We start from the raw sequence: 22,527 nt of genomic DNA on the forward strand, positions 1-22,527 counted from the left end.
CAACCCGCCCGGCCCCCGAATTGTTCCCTGGGGCAACCAAGCTCACGCGGTGCGTCGCGCCGGGTGCTCAGCCCAGGCCGCGGGCCTGTTCGAAGATCAGGCTCGTCTGGGTGTGCAGCACCGCCGGGTCCACCGCCAGGTGGTCCAGTACGAAGTCGCGCAGCGCGTCTGCCGAGGCGGCCCGCACGTGCAGCACGTAGTCCTCCGCGCCCGCCACGTGGAACACCGAGACCACGCCCGGCAGCCGCACCGACCGGGCCCGGAACGCGTCCACCGCCGCCCGCTCGTGCGCGGTCAACCGCACCGACACCAGCGCCTGCAGCGGCAGCCCCAGCGCCGCCGGATCCACCTCCGCGTGGAACCCGCGGATCGCACCGCACTCGCGCAGCGCGCGGGTGCGGGTCAGGCACGTCGAGGGGGCCACCCCGACCCGCTCGGCGAGGGCGTTGTTCGGCAGCCGGCCGTCCGCGGCCAGCTCGGACAGGATCGCCCGATCGGTGTCGTCCAGGGCCGCGAACCGCCGCACATCGTTCGTCGCAAGGGGCATGGAGACATCCTCCGTCGAATCACCGCGCCAATCAAAGGAATCTAGCCGAATCATCTTCGGAACTATTGCTCCCTGCTGGCTTGATGTTCGATCCTTCCGGCATGACGACCGTGGACACCCGAGCCGTGCACGCCGGCCGCGACGACCTCGCCGCCCTCGGCGTCCACGTGCCGCCCATCGACCTCTCCACCACCAACCCCCTGCCGTCCGTCGACGCCGGCGGCGACGCGTACGAGACCCTCGCCACCGGGGGCACGCTCCCCGCCGGCGGCAGCGCCGTCTACCAGCGCCTGTGGAACCCCACCGTCGCCCGCTTCGAGGCCGCCCTCGCCAACCTCGAAGGCACCGGCGACGCCGTCGCCTTCGCCAGCGGCATGGCCGCCCTTACCGCCACGCTGCTCGCCGCCACCCGGGACGGGAAGCGCCACCTCGTCGCCGTCCGCCCGCTCTACGGCGGCACCGACCACGTGCTCGCCACCGGCCTGCTCGGCACCACCGTCACCTGGGCCTGCGCGGGCGAGGTCGCCGCCGCCGTCCGCCCCGACACCGCCCTGGTGATCGCCGAGACCCCGGCCAACCCCACCCTCGACCTGGTCGACATCGCCGCCCTCGCGCAGGCCGCCGGCGACGTCCCGCTGCTCGTGGACAACACCGTCGCGACCCCCGTGCTCCAGCAGCCCACCCAGCACGGCGCCGCCCTCGTGCTGCACAGCGCCACCAAGAGCATCGGCGGACACGGCGACGTGCTCGCCGGAGTCGTCGCCTGCGACGCCGACTGGGCCGCCCGCCTGCGCCAGGTCCGCGCGCTCACCGGGGCGATCCTGCACCCCCTCGGCGCGTACCTGCTGCACCGCGGCCTGCAGACCCTGCCGGTGCGGGTCCGCGCCCAGCAGGCCGGCGCGGAGAAACTCGCCGCCTGGCTCGCCGCCCACCCCGCCGTCACCCGGGTTCACCACCCGTCGCTGCACGACCCGGCCGGGCTCGTCGGCCGGCAGATGGCCGGCCCCGGCAGCCTCCTCGCCTTCGAGGTACGCGGCGGCGCGCCCGCCGCGGCCGCCGTCGCCGGCGGCTGCCGGCTGATCACCCACGCCGTCTCGCTCGGTGGGGTCGACACGCTCATCCAGCACCCGGCCTCGCTGACCCACCGGCCCGTCGAGGAGGAGGCCAAGCCGGTCGGTGGGCTGCTGCGCGTCTCCGTCGGCCTGGAGGACCCGGAGGACCTGCGCGAGGACCTGGCGCGGGCGCTCGCCGAACTCGGCTGAGCCGGCACCTCCGCGCGCCGGACGACTGGGTGCCAGCCGCCGGGCCGGTGGGCGGCGGCGGTGTCGTCGGTCGCGGAGGACGATCGCCCGCTCGTGTTCACGCCCGGCCCGTGCTGCGGAACCAGCCTCGCCGTGGTCCGGGCTGTTCGTGGCGGTCCGGGTGGCGCGCTTCAGGCACGGTCGGATAGCCGACATCGGGCGAGCAGCGGGCGACGGTGCCGGTCACGATCGGTTCGGGCCGGTCGACGCACCAGCGCCAGACGGTGGTGCGGGGCCAGCGCGCGGGCAACCGACCGGATGTCTCCGCCTGCTGCACGACCGCGTGCTGGTGCGGATGGAGGGGAGCGTTGTCGCCTCGGGCGCGGAGGGCGCGGGCACGGGCCCGCATCTCGCGGTGCACCGCGCATCAGGGAACAGCGGTGTGACAGGAGTGCCGGGAGCGGGATTCGAACCCGCAAGCCCTTTCGGGCAGAAGTGTTTGAGACTTCCGTGTATGCCGTTCCACCATCCCGGCGAGTGCCGCTTACTGTACCCGACTACGCTCGTGCGGGAGCATGGGTGGTAGCCGTGCCGGGAACAATGGTGGGAGTGGCTCGTGGCCGAGACGCAGACGGACGTCGAGCGCAGGCGCGTTCTGATCGCCGAGGACGAGGCGCTCATTCGGCTGGACCTCGCCGAGATGCTGGTCGAAGAGGGCTACGAGGTGGTCGGGGAGGCCGGTGACGGCGAGACCGCCGTCCGGCTCGCCGAGGAGCTCAAGCCCGATCTGGTCATCCTCGACATCAAGATGCCGATCATGGACGGGCTGGCCGCCGCCGAGCGGATCGCCGGCGCCCGGATCGCCCCGGTGATCATCCTGACCGCGTTCAGCCAGCGCGACCTGGTGGAGCGGGCCCGGGCGGCCGGCGCGATGGCGTACCTCGTGAAGCCCTTCCAGAAGAGCGACCTGGTGCCGGCGGTGGAGATCGCCCTGTCCCGCTACTCGGAGATCGCCGCGCTGGAGTCGGAGGTCGCCGGGCTGACCGACCGGCTGGAGGTCCGCAAGACCGTGGAGCGCGCCAAGGGCGCGCTCATGACGACCTACGGGATGACCGAGCCGCAGGCGTTCAAGTGGATCCAGCGCACGGCGATGGACCACCGGATGACCATGAAGGAGGTCGCCGAGCGGATCCTCGCCGAGACCGCAGGCGGCGAGGTCGCGCAGCCCGCCTCCTGACCCGGGGCGCGACACGCCAGCCGCTCGGATCCCGCGCCGGGCCCTCCGTCGCGGTCGGCTGGGCGGGCACGGGAACGACGCCGCGGGGCGGCGCGACACGCCAGGCCCGTGCGACGGGCTCCCCGCCGGGCCGGCCGATCGATAACATCTGATCCCATGTGGTCCCGGCGGCTGGTGGCGGTGTTCGGTGTCGTCGCCGCGCTGCTGGCCGGCTGCGACCGGGCCCCGGCGGAGCCCGCCGCCGAGTCGCTGCGCCCGGCGTGGCAGCCGCTGACCCTGCCCGCGCCGCCGGGCGCGGCCGGCCGGCCGCTGTTGCGCGATGCCGTGGCCTGCGCCGGCCGCTGGTACGTGGTGGGCGGGCTGGCCGACGCGGCGGGTGAGACGCGGCCGGCGGCCTGGAGCAGCGCCGACGGCGGGGCGTGGTCGGCGCTGCCGGTGGCCGCGTCGAGCTTCTACGGCCGCCAGCACGTGCTGTACGCGGCCGCCTGCCGGGACGGGCGGCTGGCGGCGCTCGGGGCGAAGAACGGCGGCGTGCACGGCAATCCCCGCACGGGCACCTGGGCGCAGGCCCCGGACGGCGCGCTGCGGGAGGTGCCGGCCCCTTTCGAGCTGTACGCGGGGCCGCGGGCGGTGAGCGTGACGCGGTTGGCCGCCGGGCCGGCGGGTTGGCTGATCGCGGGGGCCCGGGTCGACGGCGCGGCGGTCTGGACGTCCCCCGACGGTGAGCGGTTCACCATCCGGGAGGGCGTGCCGGAGCTCGCCGGCGACGGGCGCGGCCGGACGGTGGCGTACGACGCGGTGGCCGTGCCGTCGGGCTGGTGGGTGGTGGGGGCGGTGCTGCCGCCGGGCGCGACCGCGCTGGCGCCCCTGGCGTGGGCCTCGGCTGACGGCCGTGCCTGGCGGCGGGTGGCGTTGCCGGCGGCGGACGGGCGCGGCCAGGCCCAGCGGGTGGCCTTGGTGGGCGTCGGCGGGCTGGTGGCGGTCGGGCCGGTGCGCGAGGGGTTCGCGGCCTGGCGGCTGGCCGGGGACGAGTGGCGGCGGGTCGGCGGGTTCGGCGTGCCGGGGCCGGGGGTGTCGTCGGTCGACGGTCTGGTGCCGGCCGGGCGTGCTCTGGTGGCGGTGACCGGGGACGGCGGCGGTCACGGACTGTGGCTCTCGGTCGATTCGGGGGATTCGTGGCGGACGATGGCGATGCCTGCCGTGGTGCCCGACGGCGGCAACGCGGCGGTGGCGGTGGCGGCGCAGGGAGATCGACTGGTGTTGGTCGCCGATGACGGCCAGGCGTCGCGTGCCTGGTGGGCGGGGCTGTCGGTCGTCGATCGGTAGGGAGTGGGCCCTGACCTGCCCGTTACCGATGAAACGAAGGCGAGGGGCATTCATGGCCGACGGTTCTTACAGCGATCGTTTCCAATCCGCCACGGCGTGTAACGGTTCGGTCAACCCGCTCCGCTGGGGCTTTCGTCACAGCTGAAAGGTGGGATAGCGTCCGGCCCCAGACCGGCGACGACGGTCTGGTTCGTCCGCCCCCGCAAGGGCCAATAGGCAGCGGGTGGTTCGGACCATGGGACGGAGGAGGGTTCGGGCCTTGAGGCAGAAGCTCGCGCGCGTTATCGGTGGGGTGGCCATGCTGGCGCTCGTCGCCGGCGGCACCGCATGCTCCAGTGGTGGCGACGACACGGCGTCCGGTGGGGAAGCCTGTGGCAACAAGATCGCGTTCTTCGGTGCGCTGACCGGCAGCTCGGCGGCGCTCGGCATCAACGAGAACAACGGCGTCAAGCTGGCCGTCGACAAGTACAACAAGGAAAACGCCGACTGCAAGGTCGAGCTGGTCTCTCTGGACTCGCAGGGCAGCCCGGACCAGGCCCCGGGTCTGGCCCAGAAGGCCATCGACGACGCGAAGATCCTCGGCATCGTCGGCCCGGCCTACTCGGGTGAGTCCGAGGCCGCCGGTCCGCTGTTCAACGAGGCCGGTCTGGTGACCATCACCCCCTCCGCGACCCGCCCGAGCCTCGCGGAGCAGGGTTGGAAGACCTTCTTCCGCGCGGTCGGCAACGACTTCAGCCAGGGCCCGGCGGCCGGCAACTACATCAAGAACGTCCTGAAGGCCGACAAGGTCTATGTCATCGACGACCAGTCCGCGTACGGCGCCGGCCTGGCCGACGAGGTCAAGAAGCTGCTCGGCCCGGCGGTCGTCGGCTCGGACAAGGTCCAGGGCGAGGGCAAGCAGACCGAGTTCTCCGCCGTCGTCACCAAGGCCAAGGCCGCGAACGTGAAGGCCATCTTCTACGGCGGCTACTACCAGGAGGCGGGCCTGATCCGCAAGCAGCTCAGCGCTGCCGGGGTCACCGCTCCGCTGATCGCCGGTGACGGCGTGAACGACGCCGCGTACATCACCTCCGCGGGTGCGGCGGCGGCCGAGGGCACCATCCTCACCTGCCCGTGCGCGCCGGCCGCCGAGGCTCGGGGCACCTTCGTCCAGGAGTACAAGGCCCTCAACGGCACCGACCCGGGCACCTACAGCGACACGGCCTACGACGCGGCGAACATCCTGCTCGCCGGCATCAAGGCGGGCAAGACCACCCGTGCGGGCCTGCTGGAGTTCGTGAAGGGCTACAGCGGCGAGGGCGTCGCGGCGAGCTACAAGTTCGTCGAGGGCGGCGAGCTCGACCCGGCGCAGGTCAAGGTCTGGGCCTTCAAGGTCGTCGGTGGCAAGGTCGTCCCGGATCAGGAGATCCCGAAGTCCTGACGCCGGTCGCTGCTACAGCGATTGAGTTGTGATCGCGGGTGCGGCCGGGAGCTCGCTCCCGGCCGCACCCCCTTTTTCTCTCCAGACCCTGATGGAGCGTCCCTCCCTTGAACTTCGACGGACTGTTCTCCAACTTCGGAGAACTCACCACGACCGGCCTGACGCAGGGTGCGATCTACGCCCTGGTCGCGCTGGGTTACACGCTGGTCTACGGCGTGCTGAGACTCATCAACTTCGCCCACTCCGAGGTCTTCATCGCCGGCGCGTTCGCGGCGATCTGGACCTGGAACGGATTCGGCCTCAACCAGGACTCGCAGGTCAGCGGGCTCGGCTCGATCATGTTCTACCTGCTCGTGGCGATGATCGTCGCGGCGATCGCCTCGGCGGGCACCGCGACGGTGATCGAGCGGGTGGCGTACCGGCCGCTGCGTAAGCGCAACGCGCCGCCGCTGGCCTTCCTGATCACCGCGATCGGCGCGTCCATCGCCATCTCCGAGGCGTTCGGCGTGTGGACCCGCCGCCGCCCGGAGGGCGCCCCGGCCCTGGTCAGCCCCAAGCCGCTGTTCGAGATCGCCGGCGTGCCGATCGACGCCGTTCAGCTGCTGACCCTCGGGTCCGCGCTGGTGATGATGATCGCGCTGGATCTGTTCATCAACCGCAGCCGGGTCGGTCGAGGCATCCGGGCGGTGGCGCAGGACGCCAACACCGCCGCGCTGATGGGCGTGAACAAGGACCGGATCATCCTGATGGTCTTCATCGCTGGCGGCAGCATGGCCGGCGTCGCCGGTCTGCTCTACGACGTGCGGATCCAGACCCTCACCTACAGCGTCGGCTTCCTGCTCGGTCTCAAGGCGTTCACCGCCGCGGTGCTGGGCGGCATCGGCAACCTGCGCGGGGCGCTCGTCGGCGGCCTGCTGCTGGGCGTGATCGAGAACTACGCCTCCGGCCTGTTCGGCACCCAGTGGAAGGACTTCGCCGCGTTCGCGGTGCTGGTGGTGCTGCTGATGTTCCGGCCGACCGGTCTGCTGGGTGAGTCGCTGGGGAGGGCGCGGGCATGACGACCGTCCTGGAGAAGGTGCGCTCCGGCCGCGAGGCGGCCGGGGAACGGTGGCGCGGCGCGCCGCGTTGGGTGCGCTGGGCGCTGCTCGCCGCGGTGATCGTGTTCTTCTACGCGCTGCCGAACAAGGAGTTCTACCAGTACCTGGGGCCGATCCCGACCCCCGGTGCGAACTTCACCCAGGTGATGTTCACCGTCTCGATCTACGTGCTGCTGGCCGTCGGCCTGAACATCGTGGTCGGCTTCGCCGGCCTGCTCGACCTCGGCTACTTCGGCTTCTTCGCTGTCGGCGCGTACACCGTGGCGGTGCTGACCTCGCCGAGCAGCGACATCAAGACGCTGTGGCCGTGGCTGCTGGCGGTGCCGGTGGCGATCGCCCTGACGATGGTGTCCGGCGTGATGCTCGGTACGCCGACCCTGCGGCTGCGCGGCGACTACCTGGCGCTGGTGACGCTCGGCTTCGCCGAGATGATCCGGATCGGCGCGGTCAGCTCGGAGTTCCTCAAGGGTCAGCGGGGCTTCAACCAGATCCCGCACCCGCCCGGCCAGTACGCCGACGGGAGGCCGGTCTTCGGCGTGCTCGACGCCCGGCCGTACTACTGGCTGGTGCTCACGGTGATCATCCTGGTGGTGATCGGGGTGCGGAACCTGACCCACAGCCGGGTCGGGCGGGCCTGGATCTCGATCCGCGAGGACGAGGACGCGGCGCAGCTGATGGGCGTGCCGACGTTCAAGTTCAAGCTGTGGGCGTTCGCGGCGGGTGCGGCGATCGCCGGGCTGGCCGGTGCGCTCTTCGCGGGCAAGCAGAACTTCGTCAACTCGCAGAACTTCGAGCTGCTGAACTCGATCATCATCCTGGCCGCGGTCATCTTCGGTGGCTCGGGCAACATCGTCGGCGCGATCGTCGGCGGCGGCCTGGTGGCGTACATGATCGAGCGGTTCCGCGGCATCGAGCTGTTCGGCGTCGAGCTGTACGAGTTCCGGTTCCTGTTCTTCGGCCTGGTGCTGGTGATCATGATGATCTTCCGGCCCGAGGGCCTGATCCCGAACCGACGACGTGCGGCGGAGTTCAAGGACCGCCGCAAGGAGGTGACCGTCGGTGAGTGACACCGAGCAGACGCCGGCCGTCCCGGCGCAGGCCGGCGCGCCGGCCGTGGAGGCGGTGCCCACCCGGGAGCCGCTGCTGGAGGTCGACAACGTCACGCTGCGCTTCGGCGGCGTGGTCGCGTTGAACGAGGTGGACTTCACCCTCTACAAGGGGGAGATCCTCGGTCTGATCGGGCCGAACGGCGCCGGCAAGACCACCTGCTTCAACGCGATGACCGGCATCTACCAGCCCACCGAGGGGCAGATCCGGTTCCGTGGCCAGAAGATCAGCGGCAAGAAGCGGCACCAGATCACCAAGATGGGCATGGCGCGGACGTTCCAGAACATCCGCCTCTTCCCCGAGATGACCGCGCTCGAGAACGTCCTGGTCGGCGCGGACGCGCACCACAAGACCAGCGTCATCTCCGCGCTGTTCCGCCTGCCGCGGTACTGGAAGGAGGAGCGCGAGGGCCGGGAGAAGGCCGAGCGCCTGCTGGAGTTCGTCGGCATCCGCAAGCGGATGCACGAGTTCGCCCGCAACCTCTCCTACGGCGAGCAGCGGCGGCTGGAGATCGCCCGCGCGCTGGCCACCGATCCGGTGCTGCTCTGCCTGGACGAGCCGGCCGCCGGTTTCAACCCGGCGGAGAAGGAGGAGCTGCTCCAGCTCATCCGGCAGATCCGGGACACCGGCGTGACCGTGCTGCTCATCGAGCACGACATGCGCCTGGTCATGGGGGTCACCGACCGGATCGTGGTGCTGGAGTTCGGAAAGAAGATCGCCGAGGGGCTGCCCGCCGAGGTGCGGGAGAACCCGAAGGTGATCGCGGCGTACCTGGGGGTGCCGGACGATGCTGCTTGAGATCGACGACGTGAGCCTGCTGTACGGGCGGATCCAGGCGCTGCACGGCATCAGCCTGACGGTGGACGAGGGCGAGATCGTGGCCCTGATCGGCGCCAACGGCGCCGGCAAGTCGACCACCATGCGGGCGATCTCCGGGATCCGGCCGGTCGCCAGCGGGAGCATCCGGTTCAACGGTGAGGACATCACCAAGCTCCGGGCCGACCTGCGGGTCAGGCGGGGGCTGTGCCAGGCGCCGGAGGGCCGGGGCATCTTCCCGGGCATGACGGTGCTGGAGAACCTGGACATGGGCGCCTACACCCGGCGGGACCGGGCGGGCATCGCCCAGGACCTCGACCGGGTGCTGAACCTGTTCCCGCGCCTGGCGGAGCGACGCAAGCAGGCCGGGGGTACCCTTTCCGGCGGCGAGCAGCAGATGCTGGCCGTCGGCCGGGCGCTGATGAGCCGACCGAAGCTGCTGCTGCTCGACGAGCCCTCGATGGGTCTGGCACCGATGCTGATCCAGCAGATCTTCGACATCATCACCGAGATCAACGAACAGGGCACCACCATCCTGCTGGTCGAGCAGAACGCCCAGCAGGCCCTGGCCCGGGCGCATCGGGCGTACGTGCTGGAGACCGGCCGGATCGTCAAGAGCGGGACCGGTGCGGACCTGCTGCACGACCCGGCGGTCAAAGAGGCCTACCTCGGCGTGGCCTGACCGGCCGCCACCCCTCATCGCAAGGAGAACGACATGTTCCACATCTCTGGTGGCCGCCGGGCCGTGCTCGGCGCCGCGGGTGCCGCGCTGCTCGCCCTCTCGCTCGCCGGTTGCGGCGAGAAGGAGAGCACCGAGCAGCCCGGCGCCGGACCCAGCGTCACCGCCGCCGCCGACTCGGCGCTGGCGGCGAAGGTGCCCGACGCCATCAAGGCCGACGGCGTGATCAAGGTCGGCACCGACTCGACGTACGCCCCGGCGGAGTTCCTCGACGCCGACGGCAAGACCGTCGTCGGCTTCGACGTCGAGCTGTTCAACGCCGTCGCGCAGAAGCTCGGCCTGAAGGCCGAGTACGAGTCGGCGCCGTTCGACTCGATCCTGCCCGGCGTGGACTCCGGCAAGTACGAGGTCGGCGTCTCCTCGTTCACCATCAACGCCGAGCGGATGAAGACCGTCAACATGGTCAGCTACTTCTCCGCCGGCACCCAGTGGGCGACGAAGGCCGGCAACCCGGCCAAGATCGACCCGAACGACGCCTGCGGCAAGAAGATCGCCGTGCAGGTCGGCACCGTGCAGCTCGACGACATCACCGCCCGGTCGAAGAAGTGCACCGACGCCGGCAAGCCGGCGATCACCATCGACCAGTACCAGGCGCAGAGCGACGCCACCGCCGCCGTGGTCAGCGGCAAGGACGACGCCATGCTGGCCGACTCGCCGGTCGGCGCGTACGCGGTGAAGCAGAGCAACGGCCAGCTGGAGCTGCTCGGCGACATCTACGAGTCCGCCCCGTACGGCTACGCGGTGAAGAAGGACCAGGCCGCGTTCGCCGAGGTGCTGAAGGAGGCCGTGCAGGCGGTCATCGCCGACGGCAGCTACGAGACCGCGCTGAAGAAGTGGGGCGTCGAGGGCGGCGCCATCACGACCCCGGCGCTGAACCCGACCAGCTGACCCATGTCGGTCCAAACAGACACACCCGAGCGGGCACGGCCGGAACCCATCCAGGCCGTGCCCGTGCGGCATCCCGGGCGGTGGGTCGCCGTCGCCGTGATCGGGGTGCTGGTGGCCATGTTCGTCCACCTGCTGGTGACGAACAAGGCATTCAACTGGTCGTTCATGGTCGACGAGATGTTCCGCCCGCCGATCATGGAGGGGGTGCGCGGCAGCATCGCGCTGCTCCTGACCGCCATGCTGATCGGCATCGTGCTGGGCATCGTCCTCGCCATCATGCGGCTGTCGGAGAACCCGATCCTGCGCGGCGTCGCCTGGGCGTACACCTGGTTCTTCCGGGCGGTGCCCCGGCTGGTGCTGGCGATCCTCTTCGGCAACCTGGGCATCCTCTGGGCGCGGATCGAGTTCGGGCTGCCCTTCGACCGGCAGATCGGCGCCCTGTTCGGGGTCGACGACTTCGAGGCGCGGCTGTTCGGCTTCTCCTCCGTGGACCTCCTCACCGGGTTCGTCGCCGGCATGCTGGCGCTCGGCCTGTCGGAGGCCGCCTACATGGCGGAGATCGTCCGGGCCGGCATCCAGTCGGTCGACGAGGGGCAGACGGAGGCCGCGCAGGCCCTCGGCATGCGGCGCGGGCAGATCCTGCGCCGCATCGTGCTGCCCCAGGCCATGCGGGTGATCGTCCCGCCGACCGGCAACGAGACCATCGCCATGCTCAAGGACACCTCCCTGGTGGCCTTCGTGCCCGTCTCGGCCGAGCTGTTCTTCCAGCTCAGGGCCGTCGGTAGCCGGACCTTCCAGGTCTTTCCGATGCTGGTCGCGGCGACCCTGTGGTACCTGCTGCTGACCAGCGTGCTGCTGGTCGGGCAGTACTACCTGGAGCGGCACTTCTCCAGGGGCGTCGGGCGCAGCGGGCGGGCGAAGACGAAGCTGCGCGGGATCGCCGCGGAGGCGGGCGGCGCGACCGGGAAGGTGGACGGCGTATGACCAAGGTGACGGCGCCGGCCCAGGCCGGCGCGCCCACGGCGGAGTCCGGGCCGATGGTCCGGGCCGAGCAGGTGCACAAGTCGTTCGGGTCGGTCGAGGTGCTCAAGGGCATCGACCTGGAGGTCCGCAGCGGCGAGGTCTGCTGCCTGCTGGGCCCCTCCGGCTCCGGCAAGTCGACGTTCCTGCGCTGCATCAACCACCTGGAGAAGATCAACGCCGGTCGGATCTGGGTGGACGGCGAGCTGATCGGCTACCGCGAGCGCGGCGGGAAGCTGCACGAGATGCGGGAGAAGGAGGTGGCCGCCCAGCGCCGCTCGATCGGCATGGTGTTCCAGCGGTTCAACCTCTTCCCGCACATGACCGCCCTGCAGAACGTCGCCGAGGCGCCGGTGCTGCTGGGCCGGGCGAAGAAGGCCGCCGCCCGCGACCGGGCCGCCGCCCTGCTGGAGCGGGTGGGGCTGGGCGACAAGCTCGGCAACTATCCCGGTCAGCTCTCCGGTGGCCAGCAGCAGCGGGTGGCGATCGCCCGGGCGCTGGCCATGCAGCCGAAGCTGATGCTCTTCGACGAGCCCACCAGCGCGCTCGACCCGGAGCTGGTCGGCGAGGTGCTCGACGTGATGAAGGACCTGGCCCGCGACGGCATGACGATGATCGTGGTGACCCACGAGATCGGCTTCGCCCGCGAGGTCGGCGACTCGCTGGTCTTCATGGACGGCGGCGTCGTGGTCGAGTCGGGCAACCCGCGCGAGGTGATCGCCAACCCCCGGCACGACCGGACGAAATCGTTCCTGGCCAAGGTGCTGTGACGGGGACGCCGGCGCGGCCGTACGGGCCGCGCCGGCGTCCGCGCCGGGCCGATGGCGGCCGTGCCGGTGTCCCGAACTGTCGGGGCGGGCGGCTAGAGTCGCTCGCGTGACAGCTACGACGCCGCGCCTGCTCCTCGTCGACGGACATTCCCTGGCATACCGGGCGTTCTTCGCCCTGCCGGTGGAAAACTTCTCCACCACCACGGGTCAGCCGACCAACGCGGTCTACGGCTTCACGTCCATGCTGATCAACGTGCTGCGCGACGAGCAGCCGACGCACATCGTCGTCGCCTTCGACGTCTCCCGCCGTTCCTTCCGCACCGAGAAGTACGCGGAGTACAAGGCCGGCCGCAGCGAGACCCCGACCGACTTCAAGGGCCAGGTGAGCCTGGTCAAGGAGGTCCTCGCGGCGCTGCGCATCCCGGTGGTGGAGAAGGAGGGCTACGAGGCCGACGACATCATCGCCACCCTCGCCTGCCAGGCCCGCGACCAGGGCATGTCGGTGCTGATCAGCACGGGCGACCGGGACGCCTTCCAGCTCGTCGGCGACCGGATCACCGTGCTCTACCCGCGCAAGGGCGTCTCCGACCTGGCCCGGATGGACCCGGCGGCGATCGAGGCGAAGTACGGCGTCGCCCCCGAGCGCTACCGCGACCTGGCCGCCCTGGTCGGCGAGACCAGCGACAACCTGCCCGGCATCCCCGGCGTCGGCCCGAAGACCGCCGCGAAGTGGATCAACACGTACGGCGGGGTCGACGGGGTCATCGCGCGGGCCGACGAGATCAAGGGCAAGGCCGGCGACAGCCTGCGCGAGCGGCTCGCCGACGTGATCCGCAACTACGAGATCAACTGCCTCGTCTCCGACCTGGAGCTGCCGCTGCGCCCCGAGGACGCCCGCTGGGAGGGATGGGACCGCGAGGCGGTCCACCAGGTCTTCGACACCCTGGAGTTCCGCATCCTGCGCGACCGGCTCTACCAGTACCTGGAGGCCGTGGAGCCGGAGGCCGAGTCCGGCTTCGACCTCACCGGCGAGGTGCTCACCGCGCCCGGGGCCGTGGCCGGGTGGCTGGAGACGCACGCGCCGACCGGCACCCCGGTGGGCGTGGCGGTGAAGCTCGACACCGGGCCCAACCGCCGGCACACCGCCTCCGTGACCGGCATGGCCCTGGCGACCGCCGGCGGCGCGGCGGCCTGGCTCGACCCCGCCACCCTGGACCCGGCCGACGAGGCGGCCGTGGCGGCCTGGCTGGCCGACGAGGCACGGCCCAAGGTGCTGCACGACAGCAAGCCGGCCGTGCTCGCGTCCGCCGCGCACGGCTGGCGCCTGGAGGGCATCCTCCGCGACACCCAGATCGCCGCCTACCTGGCCCGCCCCGACCAGCGCTCCTACGACCTGACCGACCTGGCCCTGCGCTACCTGCACCGCGAGCTGCGGGTCGACGCGCCGGAGACCGGCCAGCTCACCCTCGACGGCCTCGGCAACGACGGCGAGGCGGAGCAGAACCTCATGCTCCAGGCCCGGGCCACCCTCGACCTCGCCGACGCCATCGACGCCGAGCTCTCCCGCGACGGCGAGCAGTCCGCCCGGCTGATGGCCGGCGTGGAGCTGCCGCTGATGCGGGTGCTCGCCGGCATGGAGCGCACCGGCATCGCCGCCGACACGCACTACCTCTCCGAGCTGGAGGCGCACTTCGCCGCCGAGGTGAAGGCCGCCGCCCAGGGGGCGTACGCGGCGGTGGGGCGCGAGTTCAACCTCGGCTCGCCGAAGCAGTTGCAGGAGATCCTCTTCGGCGAGCTGGGCCTGCCCAAGACCAAGAAGATCAAGACCGGCTACACCACCGACGCCGACGCCCTGCAGTGGCTCCACGCGCAGAACCCGCACCCGGTGCTGGCCCACCTGCTGCGCCACCGGGACGTGGCCAAGCTCAAGACCACCGTCGACGGGCTGCTCAAGTCGGTCTCCGACGACGGGCGCATCCACACGACGTTCAACCAGACGGTGGCGGCCACCGGCCGGCTCTCCTCGACCGAGCCCAACCTGCAGAACATCCCGATCCGCACGGAGGAGGGCCGGCGGATCCGCCGCGCCTTCGTCGTCGGGGAGGGCTACGAGTGCCTGCTCACCGCCGACTACAGCCAGATCGAGATGCGCATCATGGCGCACCTGTCGTCGGACGACGCGCTCATCGAGGCGTTCAACTCCGGCGCCGACTTCCACGCCGCCACCGCCTCGTCGGTCTTCGGGGTGCCCCTCGACGAGGTCACCGCGGACCAGCGGCGCAAGATCAAGGCGATGAACTACGGCCTGGCGTACGGGCTGAGCGCGTTCGGCCTCTCCCAGCAGCTCGGCATCACCGCCGAGGAGGCGCGCGGGCTGATGGAGGACTACTTCGCCGGCTTCGGCGGGGTGCGCGACTACCTCCAGGAGATCGTCTCCCGGGCCCGGCACGACGGCTACACCTCGACGATCCTGGGTCGCCGGCGCTACCTGCCCGACCTGGTGAGCGACAACCGGCAGCGCCGGGAGATGGCCGAGCGGATGGCGCTCAACGCGCCGATCCAGGGTTCGGCCGCCGACATCATCAAGGTGGCCATGCTGCACGTCGACACCGCGCTGCGCGAGGCCGGCCTGCGCTCGCGGATGCTGCTCCAGGTGCACGACGAGCTGGTGTTCGAGGTCGCGCCGGGCGAGCGGGAGGCCCTCGAGGCGCTGGTGCGGCGGGAGATGGGCGGGGCGTACCCGCTGTCGGTGCCGCTGGAGGTGTCGGTCGGCGAGGGGCGGGACTGGAACAGCGCCGACCACTGAGCGTCTTCGTGGTGGGGTTCCGGGGCAGCCCGAGCCGCTGCCGGCGGTCAGGCTTGATCCCTGCGCGGGTCGGGCTGCCATGGAACCGTCGCGGTCGGCGTCGTCCCGAGACCCACATCGGCTCGTGGTCCTACGCGCTGGCCCGGTCCGGCGTACCACCCCTGCCGGGCGTCGTGGCCGGGTCCGGTTCAGCGTCCCGGCCCCCGGCGGGCCTTCGGAGGGGCGCCGTGCCGCTCCAGGGCCTTCCGGGACGGTCCGCCGGGCGGCGGAAGCGGGGCCTTGACGGGATCGTGACCCCAGTTCATCAGGGAGTACCGCCACCGGGTCTGGCGCACGTCGCCGCTGGGTCGCTGCGCCATGTGCCGCCGGACGTACCCGACGACCTTGCGCATGTGCCGGTAGTCGGCCTCCGAGAGCTGGTCACGCCTGCGCCGCAGCAGGTCGATGATCTTCCGGCCGGACTCGTGCCCGACGGACTCGCCGCCCTTGGTGCCCTTGCGCCACCCGACGTGCTTGGACTCCTCGGTCTCCAGCCACGTCGACAGCTCGCCCGGCTTCATGTTCACCGCCTCGGTGAACTCCCGGTAGACGTCCCGGCCCTCGTCACCCCCGCTCACGGCGCAGCACCTCCGGTCGGTGGGCGACGTCCCGGCCCGAGTCGTCGTTGCGGATCCGGTACTGCGGGTGCTCCGGGGACGCGTTCACGGCGTGCCCGCGCACGTGCGTCCGGTCGATCAGCTTCTCCTTGACCACGCCGTACGCCCGGCCGCTGTGACTGGCCCAGGAGACGTGGTCACCCTTGCGGAACTCGTTCTGCTCGGCCATGCCGGGTGGGTACCCGGCGTCGATGCCAGGAAACGGGGGGACCGGCTACGGGGTGATCTCGGCGATCGGCAGCTTGATCTCGAACGGCTCGCTGAGTTCGACCAGCTCGGCGCTGTCGGTGATCAGTTCGTACTGCCGCTCTCCGCCCGGCCCGAGCCGCTCGCCCCGGCGGTAGGCGTGCAGGTGCACGGGATCCTGTTCGATGCGCCAGTAGAACGGGATGCCCGCGGCGGCGTACTCACCCGGCTTGGCGAACCTGTCGGTACGCCGCGTACCCGGGGACACCACCTCCACGGCGAGGATGACGTCGTCAGGCACGAGCAGTGACCGGTCGGGGGTCACCTCGGCCCGGCGCAGGAGCACGTCCGGCTGTCGACTGGTGTTCGCGTTGAGGGCCACGCCGACGGCCTGAGCGGCGCGGAGGTGGGCGGGGGCGTGGGTCCGCAGCCACAGCCAGAGCAGGCTGGAGATGTCCTGGTGGCCCAGGGTGGGGGAGGGTGTCACCTGGATGACTCCGTCGACGAGTTCGACGCGCGGGGCGTCGTCCGGCAGGTTGAGCAGGTCCTCCAGCGTGTAGTCCGCACGCTGCTGCCGGATCGGGTCAGGACACCAGGGGCCAGGTGGTGTCGCGATCGGCTCGGCGCTCACCGGCTCAGCGTAACCCTGCCGGCGGCCCCGGACGTCGCACCGACTGTCCGGCTCATCAGGCGGGCTTCTCGGCGACGAAGATGGCAGTGCCGGGGAAGAGGCGGCCGCGCAGCGGGCTCCACTGCCCCCAGATCCCCTCGTGCCCCTCGGGCCACTCCGGCTCGACCAGGTCGACCAGGTCGAACCCGGCGCCCACGATCTCCCGGACCCGGTCGCCGAGCGTGCGGTGCTGCTCGACGTAGGTGGCCGCGCCGGTCTCGTCCTGCTCCACATAGGGGGAGCGGTCGAAGTACGAGTGCGTGGCGGTCAGCCCGCCCTCACCCGGGTCGTCGAGAAAGATCCACCGCATCGGGTGGGTCACCGAGAACACCCAGCGACCGCCGGGGCGCAGCACCCGGAACACCTCGCGCATCACCGCCGCCGAGTCGGCCACGAACGGGATCGCCCCGAACGCCGTGCAGGCGGTGTCGAACGCCGCGTCGGCGAAGGGCAGCGCCAGCGCGTCGGCCTGCACCAGCGGCACGCGTACGCCGGTGCGCGCGGCGGCCAGGGCGGCGTGCCGCAACATGCCGGCGGACAGGTCCATGGCGACCGGCCGGGCGCCCCGGGTGGCGAGCCACCGCGCGGCGGCCGCGGCGCCGCAGCCGACCTCCAGCACCCGCCGCCCGGTCAGGTCGCCCAGCAGCCGTACGTCCGCCTCGCGCACCCCCTCCGGGCACCAGACGAAGTCGAGGTCGCCGAGGAAGCCGCCGTGTTCGGCCTGGTAGTCGTCCGCGTCGGTGTCCCACCAGTGGCGGCTGGCGCGCCGGGCCTCGGCGTCGCCCACCCGGCGCCGGGTCACCCGGCTGCTGTCGTCGTCCACCCGCTCACGCTAGTGCCTCTCCTGTCGGGCGCGACGGGGCGGCGGGCCCCCGGGCGCGGCGGAACGGGAGTGGCGCTACGGTTTCCGGTGGTGCCCTTGTGACGGACGCGACAGGTGGGGCAGCTTCCTACCGAAATCTCCGCTTTCGCAGGTGGCGAGGCGGCGAGAGGGCGGGAGGCCTTGCACGCTGTGGTAATGCAGCGGGTAGGCTAGACGATGCGCTCGCGGATCGTGTGCCTCGGCAGGGAGCAGGTGCGCGGTCTCCGGGACCACTGGCGGAGTTACCTCCATGATCTCACTCGATCTTCGGTGTGCCCGGCGACGGATCCGCTGGCGCGAACAGGTCACCGCGACACCAGCCTGCTGTGACACACCATCCGACCGGAGCAACCGCCCACATGACGAGCAGCATCGAGGCCCCCTCGAGCGCCACCCGGGTCACCCACGACGATCTCGGTTCCGAGGAGGCTTTCCTCGCCGCGATCGACGAGACCATCAAGTACTTCAACGACGGCGACATTGTCGAAGGCACCGTCGTCAAGGTCGATCGGGACGAGGTCCTGCTCGACATCGGCTACAAGACCGAGGGCGTCATCCCCTCTCGGGAGTTGTCGATCAAGCACGACGTGGACCCGGCCGAGGTCGTTTCGGTTGGTGATCACATCGAGGCCCTGGTCCTCCAGAAGGAGGACAAGGAGGGGCGTCTGATCCTCTCCAAGAAGCGGGCGCAGTACGAGCGGGCCTGGGGCACCATCGAGAAGATCAAGGACGAGGACGGCGTCGTCCGCGGCTCGGTCATCGAGGTGGTCAAGGGCGGCCTCATCCTCGACATCGGGCTGCGCGGCTTCCTGCCCGCCTCCCTGGTCGAGATGCGTCGGGTGCGGGACCTGCAGCCGTACGTCGGCCGCGAGCTCGAGGCCAAGATCATCGAGCTGGACAAGAACCGCAACAACGTGGTCCTGTCCCGCCGGGCCTGGCTGGAGCAGACGCAGTCCGAGGTGCGCACCGAGTTCCTCAACAAGCTGCAGAAGGGCCAGGTCCGCAAGGGCGTCGTGTCCTCGATCGTCAACTTCGGCGCGTTCGTCGACCTGGGCGGCGTGGACGGCCTGGTGCACGTCTCCGAGCTGTCCTGGAAGCACATCGACCACCCGTCCGAGGTCGTCGAGGTGGGCCAGGAGGTCGAGGTCGAGGTCCTGGACGTCGACCTGGACCGCGAGCGGGTCTCGCTGTCGCTGAAGGCGACCCAGGAGGACCCGTGGCGGCAGTTCGCCCGCACCCACGCGATCCAGCAGATCGTGCCGGGTAAGGTCACCAAGCTGGTGCCGTTCGGCGCCTTCGTCCGGGTGGACGACGGCATCGAGGGCCTGGTCCACATCTCCGAGCTGGCCGAGCGCCACGTGGAGATCCCGGAGCAGGTCGTCCAGGTCGGCTCCGAGGTCATGGTCAAGGTCATCGACATCGACCTGGAGCGCCGCCGGATCTCGCTGTCGCTCAAGCAGGCCAACGAGGGCTTCGTCGAGGGCGAGGAGCACTTCGACCCGACCCTCTACGGCATGGCCGCGACCTACGACGCCGAGGGCAACTACATCTACCCGGAGGGCTTCGACCCGGAGACGGGCGAGTGGCTCGAGGGGTACGACAAGCAGCGCGAGACCTGGGAGAACCAGTACGCCGAGGCCCGTCAGCGCTGGGAGGCCCACACCAAGCAGGTGCAGACCTCCCGCGCCGCCGACGCCGAGGCCGCTGCCAACCCGGTTCCGGCCGTCACCGGTGGCACCACCACCTCGACCAGCGCGGCCCCGAGCCGGCAGGCCGAAGAGCCGGCCGGCACCCTGGCCACCGACGAGGCGCTCGCCGCTCTGCGGGAGAAGCTCGCCGGCGGCAAGTGACCCGCTGAACGACGGACGAGGGCCCCGTCCCCGCGATCGCGAGATCGCCGGGGGCGGGGCCCTCGCCGTTGCCCGCCCCTCCCGGCCCCCGCTCCGGCGGGCCGGCCGCTCGGCGCCGTTCCGGCGGCCCCAGGCACCGGCCGGTTCGTTCCGGTGGGGCCGGGCCCGTCCGTGTCGGTGGGGCCCGGAGGCCGGGCCCATCCACTCGGCGGCCAGCCAGACCGTGGCCCAGCCGGCCACCGTCCGGCGTGGTGGGCGTGCCGGGCGCGGGCACCGGCCCGGTTTGGCGGGGCGGGGAAGATCGGGTTGACTGGTCCGGTGCTGATGGTGGGGTTGACCGGGGGGATCGGATCCGGCAAGAGCGCGGTGGCGTCCCGGCTGGCCGAGCGGGGCGCGGTGGTCATCGACGCCGACCAGGTGGCCCGGGAGGTGGTGGCGCCGGGCACCGACGGACTGGCCGAGATCGTCGCGGCCTTCTCCGACCGGGTCCTCGACGCCGGCGGGGCCCTCGACCGGGCGGCGCTGGGCGCGGTGGTCTTCGCCGACGAGGCGGCCCGGCGCCGGCTGGAGGGGATCATCCATCCCCGCGTACGGGCCCGCACGGCCGAACTGGCCGCCGCGGCGGTGCCCGACGCGATCGTGGTCAACGACGTGCCGCTGCTGGTGGAGGTGGGGCTTGCGCCCACGTACCACCTGGTGGTCGTGGTGCAGACGGCGGTGGCCACCCGGTTGGCGCGGCTGGCCCGCGACCGCGGGATGGACCGGGCGGAGGCCGAGCGGCGGATCGCCGCGCAGGCCGACGACGCCCGACGCCGGGCCGCGGCGGACGTGGTGCTGACCAACGACGGCAGCCTCGCCGACCTGCACGCGGCGGTCGACGCGCTGTGGCAGGAGCGGCTGCTGCCCTACGAGGCGAACCTGCGCGAGCGGCGACCGGTGCGACCGCACCGCGTCGTGCTGACCGAGGCCGATCCGACCTGGCCGCAGCAGTACGCGCGGCTCGCCGCCCGGATCCGGCACGCGATCGCCCCCGCCGACCTGCGGATCGACCACATCGGTTCCACCGCGGTGCCCGGCCTCGCCGCCAAGGACGTGATCGACATCCAGCTCACCGTGCCGACCCTCGCCGACGCGGACGGCCCGCTGGCCGAGCGGCTCGCCGCCGCGGGCTTCCCGCGCCTGCCCGGCGACTGGTGGGACAACCCCCGACTGCCCGGCAGCGGCCGGTGGGAGAAGCGGCTGCACGGCAGCGCCGACCCGGGCCGCCCCGTGTACCTGCACGTCCGCGCCGTGGACTCGCCCGGCTGGCGGTACGCGCTGCTGATGCGCGACCACCTGCGTGCCGACCCGGACCAGCGGGCGGCCTACCTGCTGCTGAAGCGGGAACTGGCCGCCTCGGCCCCGGACAGCGCCACCTACACCACGGCGAAGGACCCATGGTTCGACGAGGAGCACCTGCGCGCCGAGGAATGGGCGGCGCAGACCGGCTGGCGCCCCTGACCGGTCCCCGGCCGCCGTCGTCGGCGCGTCGGGTCCTGATGTCGCCCCGGCGGCGACCCTGACCCCGGTCGGTCACCGCCCGGCGGCCGGCGCTTCCGGGCGCTGCGGCGCCGGCCGGGCGGCGGGCCACCGGGGCACCGCGCCGGGGGTCAGGTCGAGCTGGGCCCAGGCGCCCGACCGGGTACGCAGCTCCACCCGGCGCAGCACGCCGGACCGGTCGATCCAGTAGCGCAGCAGCGCCCCGGACGGGCGCAGCTCGACCACGTCCACGGTCCTGCCGGAGAGGCTGTCCCCGCGCACCCGGAGGGTGGCGCCCCGCGACGCGGTCGACCGGGCGGCCCGCAGCGCCGCGTCGAGCAGCAGGCCCAGGTCGTCGGCGCGCGTCGGGTCGGCCCGCCAGCCCCGGGCGGGCGGCGGCAGCGGGGGCGGGCCGGGTGCCTCCACCGTGCCGGGAACCGTCGTGGCGGGGACCTCCGCCCGGGTCACGTCCGTCCCGTCGACGCGCAGCAGCGCCCGTCGCTCCGGTGCGCCGAGGTCGGTGACGGCCACGTACGCGGCCCGGCCGGCCCAGCTCACCCAGCCGGCGCCGCGCAGGTTGGTGTCGGCGGCCAGGGGCGCGGTGAGGGTGACGGCGGCGCCGCCGGCGGCGCGGAGCCGGGCGGGCAACCGGTCCAGCCGGTTCCGCTCCCCGGCGGTCAGGGCGCGGGGCTGCCCGGGCCGGCCGCCGAGCGCGTCGACCGGCCGCAGCGTCGGCCGGTCGGTGCGGATGAGCTGCACGGTGACCGGACCGACGCCGGGCAGTCCGGTCTCCAGCCGGTGCAGGCGGGCGTCGCGGTCCAGCCAGTAGCGCGGGTGGTCGCCCGTCGCCGCGGACGCAGGTGGCGATGGCGTGCCCGGGGCCGACGGCGCCTGGAGGATGTCGACCGGCTCCGCCCCGACGGTGGCGCGGCCCACCCAGCGGGCGGCCTCCGAGGGCTGCTCGGGGCGGTCCGCGCCGAGCCGGAAGAGCAGGTCGAGCACGGCGGCGACCCCTCGCCCGCCGGACGGGTCGTGCAGCCGCCAGCGGTCCGCCGGCGGCACCAGCGGAGGCGGTGCGGCGGTGGGCACCGCCGACGGGTCGGGCCGCAGCACGGCCACGGTCGGCGTGGCCTGCAGCAGGCCGCGTTCGGCGCCCGCGCCGGGCCCGCCGACGTCCAGGTAGACCAGCGGCCGCGACCAGTCGACCCAGCCGACCAGTTCGGTGCGGTCGGACCCGGTGCCCGTCGTCACCCGCACCCCGGCCCGCAGGTCGCGGTGGTTGGTGACCCGCATCGCGGCCAGCCGCTCGCGCTCGTCACCGGTCAGCGCCCGGGACGGCTCCGACCGGTCGGGCGACCAGCTCAGCAGCCCCGCGACCAGCGCCGCCGCGGAGAGCACGGCCACGACCGCGAGCACCAGCAGGGTGGTGCGCCGGCGGCCGGTCAGCACCCGCGGGACGGCCTCGGTGTGGGCGTCGTCGTGCGGCGGGTGGTCCCGCGGCGGGGAGGTCTGGTCGGGACGGGCGGCCCGGGCGGCGGAGGTGTCCACGGATGGTTGAACGGGATTCACCGTCGCAGGGTGACGAGCAGGGGCGCTCGCGGCGGCCGGTCAGCGCCTCGGGCGCGACCACGTCGGGTGCGCACGCCGGGCGTGCCGGGTGCTGCGACCCCTGTGCCGGGGCGGGCCGGCCGCTGAGGGCCTGGCCGCCTGCCCGGTCGGCCGCCGCGAGCGGCCTACACCGAGAGCGTAGTCCCGTGAGATCGGCCACACA

The 22,527-nt window shown here is 72.4% G+C and carries 20 protein-coding genes and 1 tRNA gene; 14 read left to right on the forward strand and 7 right to left on the reverse strand.

The window, feature by feature from the left end:
• Positions 1 to 67: 67 nt before the first annotated feature.
• Entirely contained in the window at positions 68 to 547 is a 480-nt protein-coding gene (locus tag ABZ793_RS13960; RefSeq protein ID WP_357456725.1) for an Lrp/AsnC family transcriptional regulator, read from the reverse strand.
• An 83-nt stretch (positions 548 to 630) separates the two neighbouring features.
• On the opposite strand from ABZ793_RS13960, the gene ABZ793_RS13965 reads away from it, so the two are divergent.
• The gene (locus tag ABZ793_RS13965; protein ID WP_357456727.1) at positions 631 to 1,809 is read left to right on the forward strand and encodes a PLP-dependent transferase; all 1,179 of its coding nucleotides are present in this window, start codon (positions 631 to 633) and stop codon (positions 1,807 to 1,809) included.
• Positions 1,810 to 2,240: 431 nt separating this feature from the next.
• Here the strand turns inward: ABZ793_RS13965 and ABZ793_RS13970 are convergent.
• Positions 2,241 to 2,323 (reverse strand) — tRNA-Leu (locus ABZ793_RS13970).
• An 81-nt stretch (positions 2,324 to 2,404) separates the two neighbouring features.
• Here ABZ793_RS13970 and ABZ793_RS13975 point away from each other — a divergent pair.
• The 11 genes from ABZ793_RS13975 to polA all read left to right on the forward strand — a co-directional run bounded on the left by ABZ793_RS13975 (position 2,405) and on the right by polA (position 15,014).
• On the forward strand, positions 2,405 to 3,025 hold the full coding sequence (locus tag ABZ793_RS13975) for a response regulator (protein ID WP_357456729.1): 621 nt from the start codon (positions 2,405 to 2,407) through the stop codon (positions 3,023 to 3,025).
• A gap of 156 nt (positions 3,026 to 3,181) precedes the next feature.
• The gene (locus ABZ793_RS13980; RefSeq protein WP_357456731.1) at positions 3,182 to 4,351 is read left to right on the forward strand and encodes a hypothetical protein; all 1,170 of its coding nucleotides are present in this window, start codon (positions 3,182 to 3,184) and stop codon (positions 4,349 to 4,351) included.
• 259 nt (positions 4,352 to 4,610) lie between these two features.
• Positions 4,611 to 5,771, forward strand: a complete 1,161-nt coding sequence (locus ABZ793_RS13985; protein ID WP_357456733.1) for a branched-chain amino acid ABC transporter substrate-binding protein — start codon at positions 4,611 to 4,613, stop codon at positions 5,769 to 5,771.
• Between the two features lie 107 nt (positions 5,772 to 5,878).
• Positions 5,879 to 6,829 carry a branched-chain amino acid ABC transporter permease gene (locus ABZ793_RS13990; RefSeq protein ID WP_357456735.1) on the forward strand — a complete coding sequence of 317 codons (951 nt, stop codon included), beginning with the start codon at positions 5,879 to 5,881 and terminating at the stop codon, positions 6,827 to 6,829.
• A complete protein-coding gene (locus ABZ793_RS13995) occupies positions 6,826 to 7,935 on the forward strand; it encodes a branched-chain amino acid ABC transporter permease (protein ID WP_357456737.1) in 1,110 nt (369 codons plus the stop codon). Before ABZ793_RS13990 ends, ABZ793_RS13995 begins: the two co-directional genes overlap by 4 nt.
• A 46-nt stretch (positions 7,936 to 7,981) precedes the next feature.
• Positions 7,982 to 8,773: an ABC transporter ATP-binding protein gene (locus ABZ793_RS14000; RefSeq protein WP_350682488.1), complete on the forward strand. Its 792-nt coding sequence runs from the start codon at positions 7,982 to 7,984 to the stop codon at positions 8,771 to 8,773.
• Positions 8,763 to 9,473, forward strand: coding sequence for an ABC transporter ATP-binding protein (locus tag ABZ793_RS14005; protein ID WP_350709235.1), 711 nt, complete (start codon positions 8,763 to 8,765; stop codon positions 9,471 to 9,473). The genes ABZ793_RS14000 and ABZ793_RS14005 overlap by 11 nt, the downstream gene beginning before the upstream one ends.
• A gap of 33 nt (positions 9,474 to 9,506) precedes the next feature.
• Positions 9,507 to 10,418 carry an ABC transporter substrate-binding protein gene (locus tag ABZ793_RS14010; RefSeq protein ID WP_350709233.1) on the forward strand — a complete coding sequence of 304 codons (912 nt, stop codon included), beginning with the start codon at positions 9,507 to 9,509 and terminating at the stop codon, positions 10,416 to 10,418.
• Between the two features lie 3 nt (positions 10,419 to 10,421).
• Complete coding sequence (locus ABZ793_RS14015; protein ID WP_357456740.1) at positions 10,422 to 11,402, forward strand: amino acid ABC transporter permease; 981 nt, start codon at positions 10,422 to 10,424, stop codon at positions 11,400 to 11,402.
• Positions 11,399 to 12,208, forward strand: coding sequence for an amino acid ABC transporter ATP-binding protein (locus ABZ793_RS14020; RefSeq protein WP_357456742.1), 810 nt, complete (start codon positions 11,399 to 11,401; stop codon positions 12,206 to 12,208). The genes ABZ793_RS14015 and ABZ793_RS14020 overlap by 4 nt, the downstream gene beginning before the upstream one ends.
• A 106-nt stretch (positions 12,209 to 12,314) precedes the next feature.
• The gene (polA, locus tag ABZ793_RS14025) at positions 12,315 to 15,014 is read left to right on the forward strand and encodes a DNA polymerase I (RefSeq protein ID WP_357456744.1); all 2,700 of its coding nucleotides are present in this window, start codon (positions 12,315 to 12,317) and stop codon (positions 15,012 to 15,014) included.
• Between the two features lie 188 nt (positions 15,015 to 15,202).
• Here polA and ABZ793_RS14030 read toward each other — a convergent pair whose 3' ends face one another.
• Genes ABZ793_RS14030 through ABZ793_RS14045 form a run of 4 tightly spaced genes read right to left on the reverse strand, consistent with a single transcriptional unit; the run spans position 15,203 to position 17,349 of the window.
• On the reverse strand, positions 15,203 to 15,631 hold the full coding sequence (locus ABZ793_RS14030; RefSeq protein ID WP_357456746.1) for a DUF3140 domain-containing protein: 429 nt from the start codon (positions 15,629 to 15,631) through the stop codon (positions 15,203 to 15,205).
• The gene (locus ABZ793_RS14035; protein ID WP_357456748.1) at positions 15,618 to 15,839 is read right to left on the reverse strand and encodes a DUF2945 domain-containing protein; all 222 of its coding nucleotides are present in this window, start codon (positions 15,837 to 15,839) and stop codon (positions 15,618 to 15,620) included. The genes ABZ793_RS14030 and ABZ793_RS14035 overlap by 14 nt, the downstream gene beginning before the upstream one ends.
• Before the next feature lie 45 nt (positions 15,840 to 15,884).
• Positions 15,885 to 16,487: a Uma2 family endonuclease gene (locus ABZ793_RS14040; protein ID WP_357456750.1), complete on the reverse strand. Its 603-nt coding sequence runs from the start codon at positions 16,485 to 16,487 to the stop codon at positions 15,885 to 15,887.
• 55 nt (positions 16,488 to 16,542) lie between these two features.
• Complete coding sequence (locus ABZ793_RS14045) at positions 16,543 to 17,349, reverse strand: class I SAM-dependent methyltransferase (RefSeq protein ID WP_357456752.1); 807 nt, start codon at positions 17,347 to 17,349, stop codon at positions 16,543 to 16,545.
• Positions 17,350 to 17,747: 398 nt separating this feature from the next.
• Between ABZ793_RS14045 and rpsA the strand changes: the two genes are divergently transcribed.
• Positions 17,748 to 19,238: a 30S ribosomal protein S1 gene (gene rpsA, locus ABZ793_RS14050; RefSeq protein WP_350709219.1), complete on the forward strand. Its 1,491-nt coding sequence runs from the start codon at positions 17,748 to 17,750 to the stop codon at positions 19,236 to 19,238.
• Between the two features lie 318 nt (positions 19,239 to 19,556).
• Positions 19,557 to 20,738 (forward strand): dephospho-CoA kinase, encoded by a 1,182-nt coding sequence (gene coaE / locus ABZ793_RS14055; RefSeq protein ID WP_357456843.1) that lies wholly within the window; start codon positions 19,557 to 19,559, stop codon positions 20,736 to 20,738.
• A 72-nt stretch (positions 20,739 to 20,810) separates the two neighbouring features.
• Here the strand turns inward: coaE and ABZ793_RS14060 are convergent, their stop codons facing one another.
• Positions 20,811 to 22,325 (reverse strand): hypothetical protein, encoded by a 1,515-nt coding sequence (locus tag ABZ793_RS14060; protein WP_357456755.1) that lies wholly within the window; start codon positions 22,323 to 22,325, stop codon positions 20,811 to 20,813.
• Between the last annotated feature and the right edge of the window lie 202 nt (positions 22,326 to 22,527).

It is taken from the genome of Micromonospora sp. NPDC047465 (assembly GCF_040643125.1).
In the GTDB taxonomy this organism is placed as follows: Bacteria; Actinomycetota; Actinomycetes; order Mycobacteriales; family Micromonosporaceae; genus Micromonospora.

Bases quoted from the DNA above. Each gene is read 5' to 3' on its own strand.
- ABZ793_RS13960 (WP_357456725.1), bottom strand. From the start codon at position 547: ATGCCCCTTGCGACGAACGATGTGCGGCGGTTCGCGGCCCTGGACGAC.
- ABZ793_RS13965 (WP_357456727.1), top strand. From the start codon at position 631: ATGTTCGATCCTTCCGGCATGACGACCGTGGACACCCGAGCCGTGCAC.
- ABZ793_RS13980 (WP_357456731.1), top strand. From the start codon at position 3,182: ATGTGGTCCCGGCGGCTGGTGGCGGTGTTCGGTGTCGTCGCCGCGCTG.
- ABZ793_RS13995 (WP_357456737.1), top strand. From the start codon at position 6,826: ATGACGACCGTCCTGGAGAAGGTGCGCTCCGGCCGCGAGGCGGCCGGG.
- ABZ793_RS14005 (WP_350709235.1), top strand. From the start codon at position 8,763: ATGCTGCTTGAGATCGACGACGTGAGCCTGCTGTACGGGCGGATCCAG.
- ABZ793_RS14010 (WP_350709233.1), top strand. From the start codon at position 9,507: ATGTTCCACATCTCTGGTGGCCGCCGGGCCGTGCTCGGCGCCGCGGGT.
- ABZ793_RS14015 (WP_357456740.1), top strand. From the start codon at position 10,422: ATGTCGGTCCAAACAGACACACCCGAGCGGGCACGGCCGGAACCCATC.
- ABZ793_RS14020 (WP_357456742.1), top strand. From the start codon at position 11,399: ATGACCAAGGTGACGGCGCCGGCCCAGGCCGGCGCGCCCACGGCGGAG.
- ABZ793_RS14035 (WP_357456748.1), bottom strand. From the start codon at position 15,839: ATGGCCGAGCAGAACGAGTTCCGCAAGGGTGACCACGTCTCCTGGGCC.
- rpsA (WP_350709219.1), top strand. From the start codon at position 17,748: ATGACGAGCAGCATCGAGGCCCCCTCGAGCGCCACCCGGGTCACCCAC.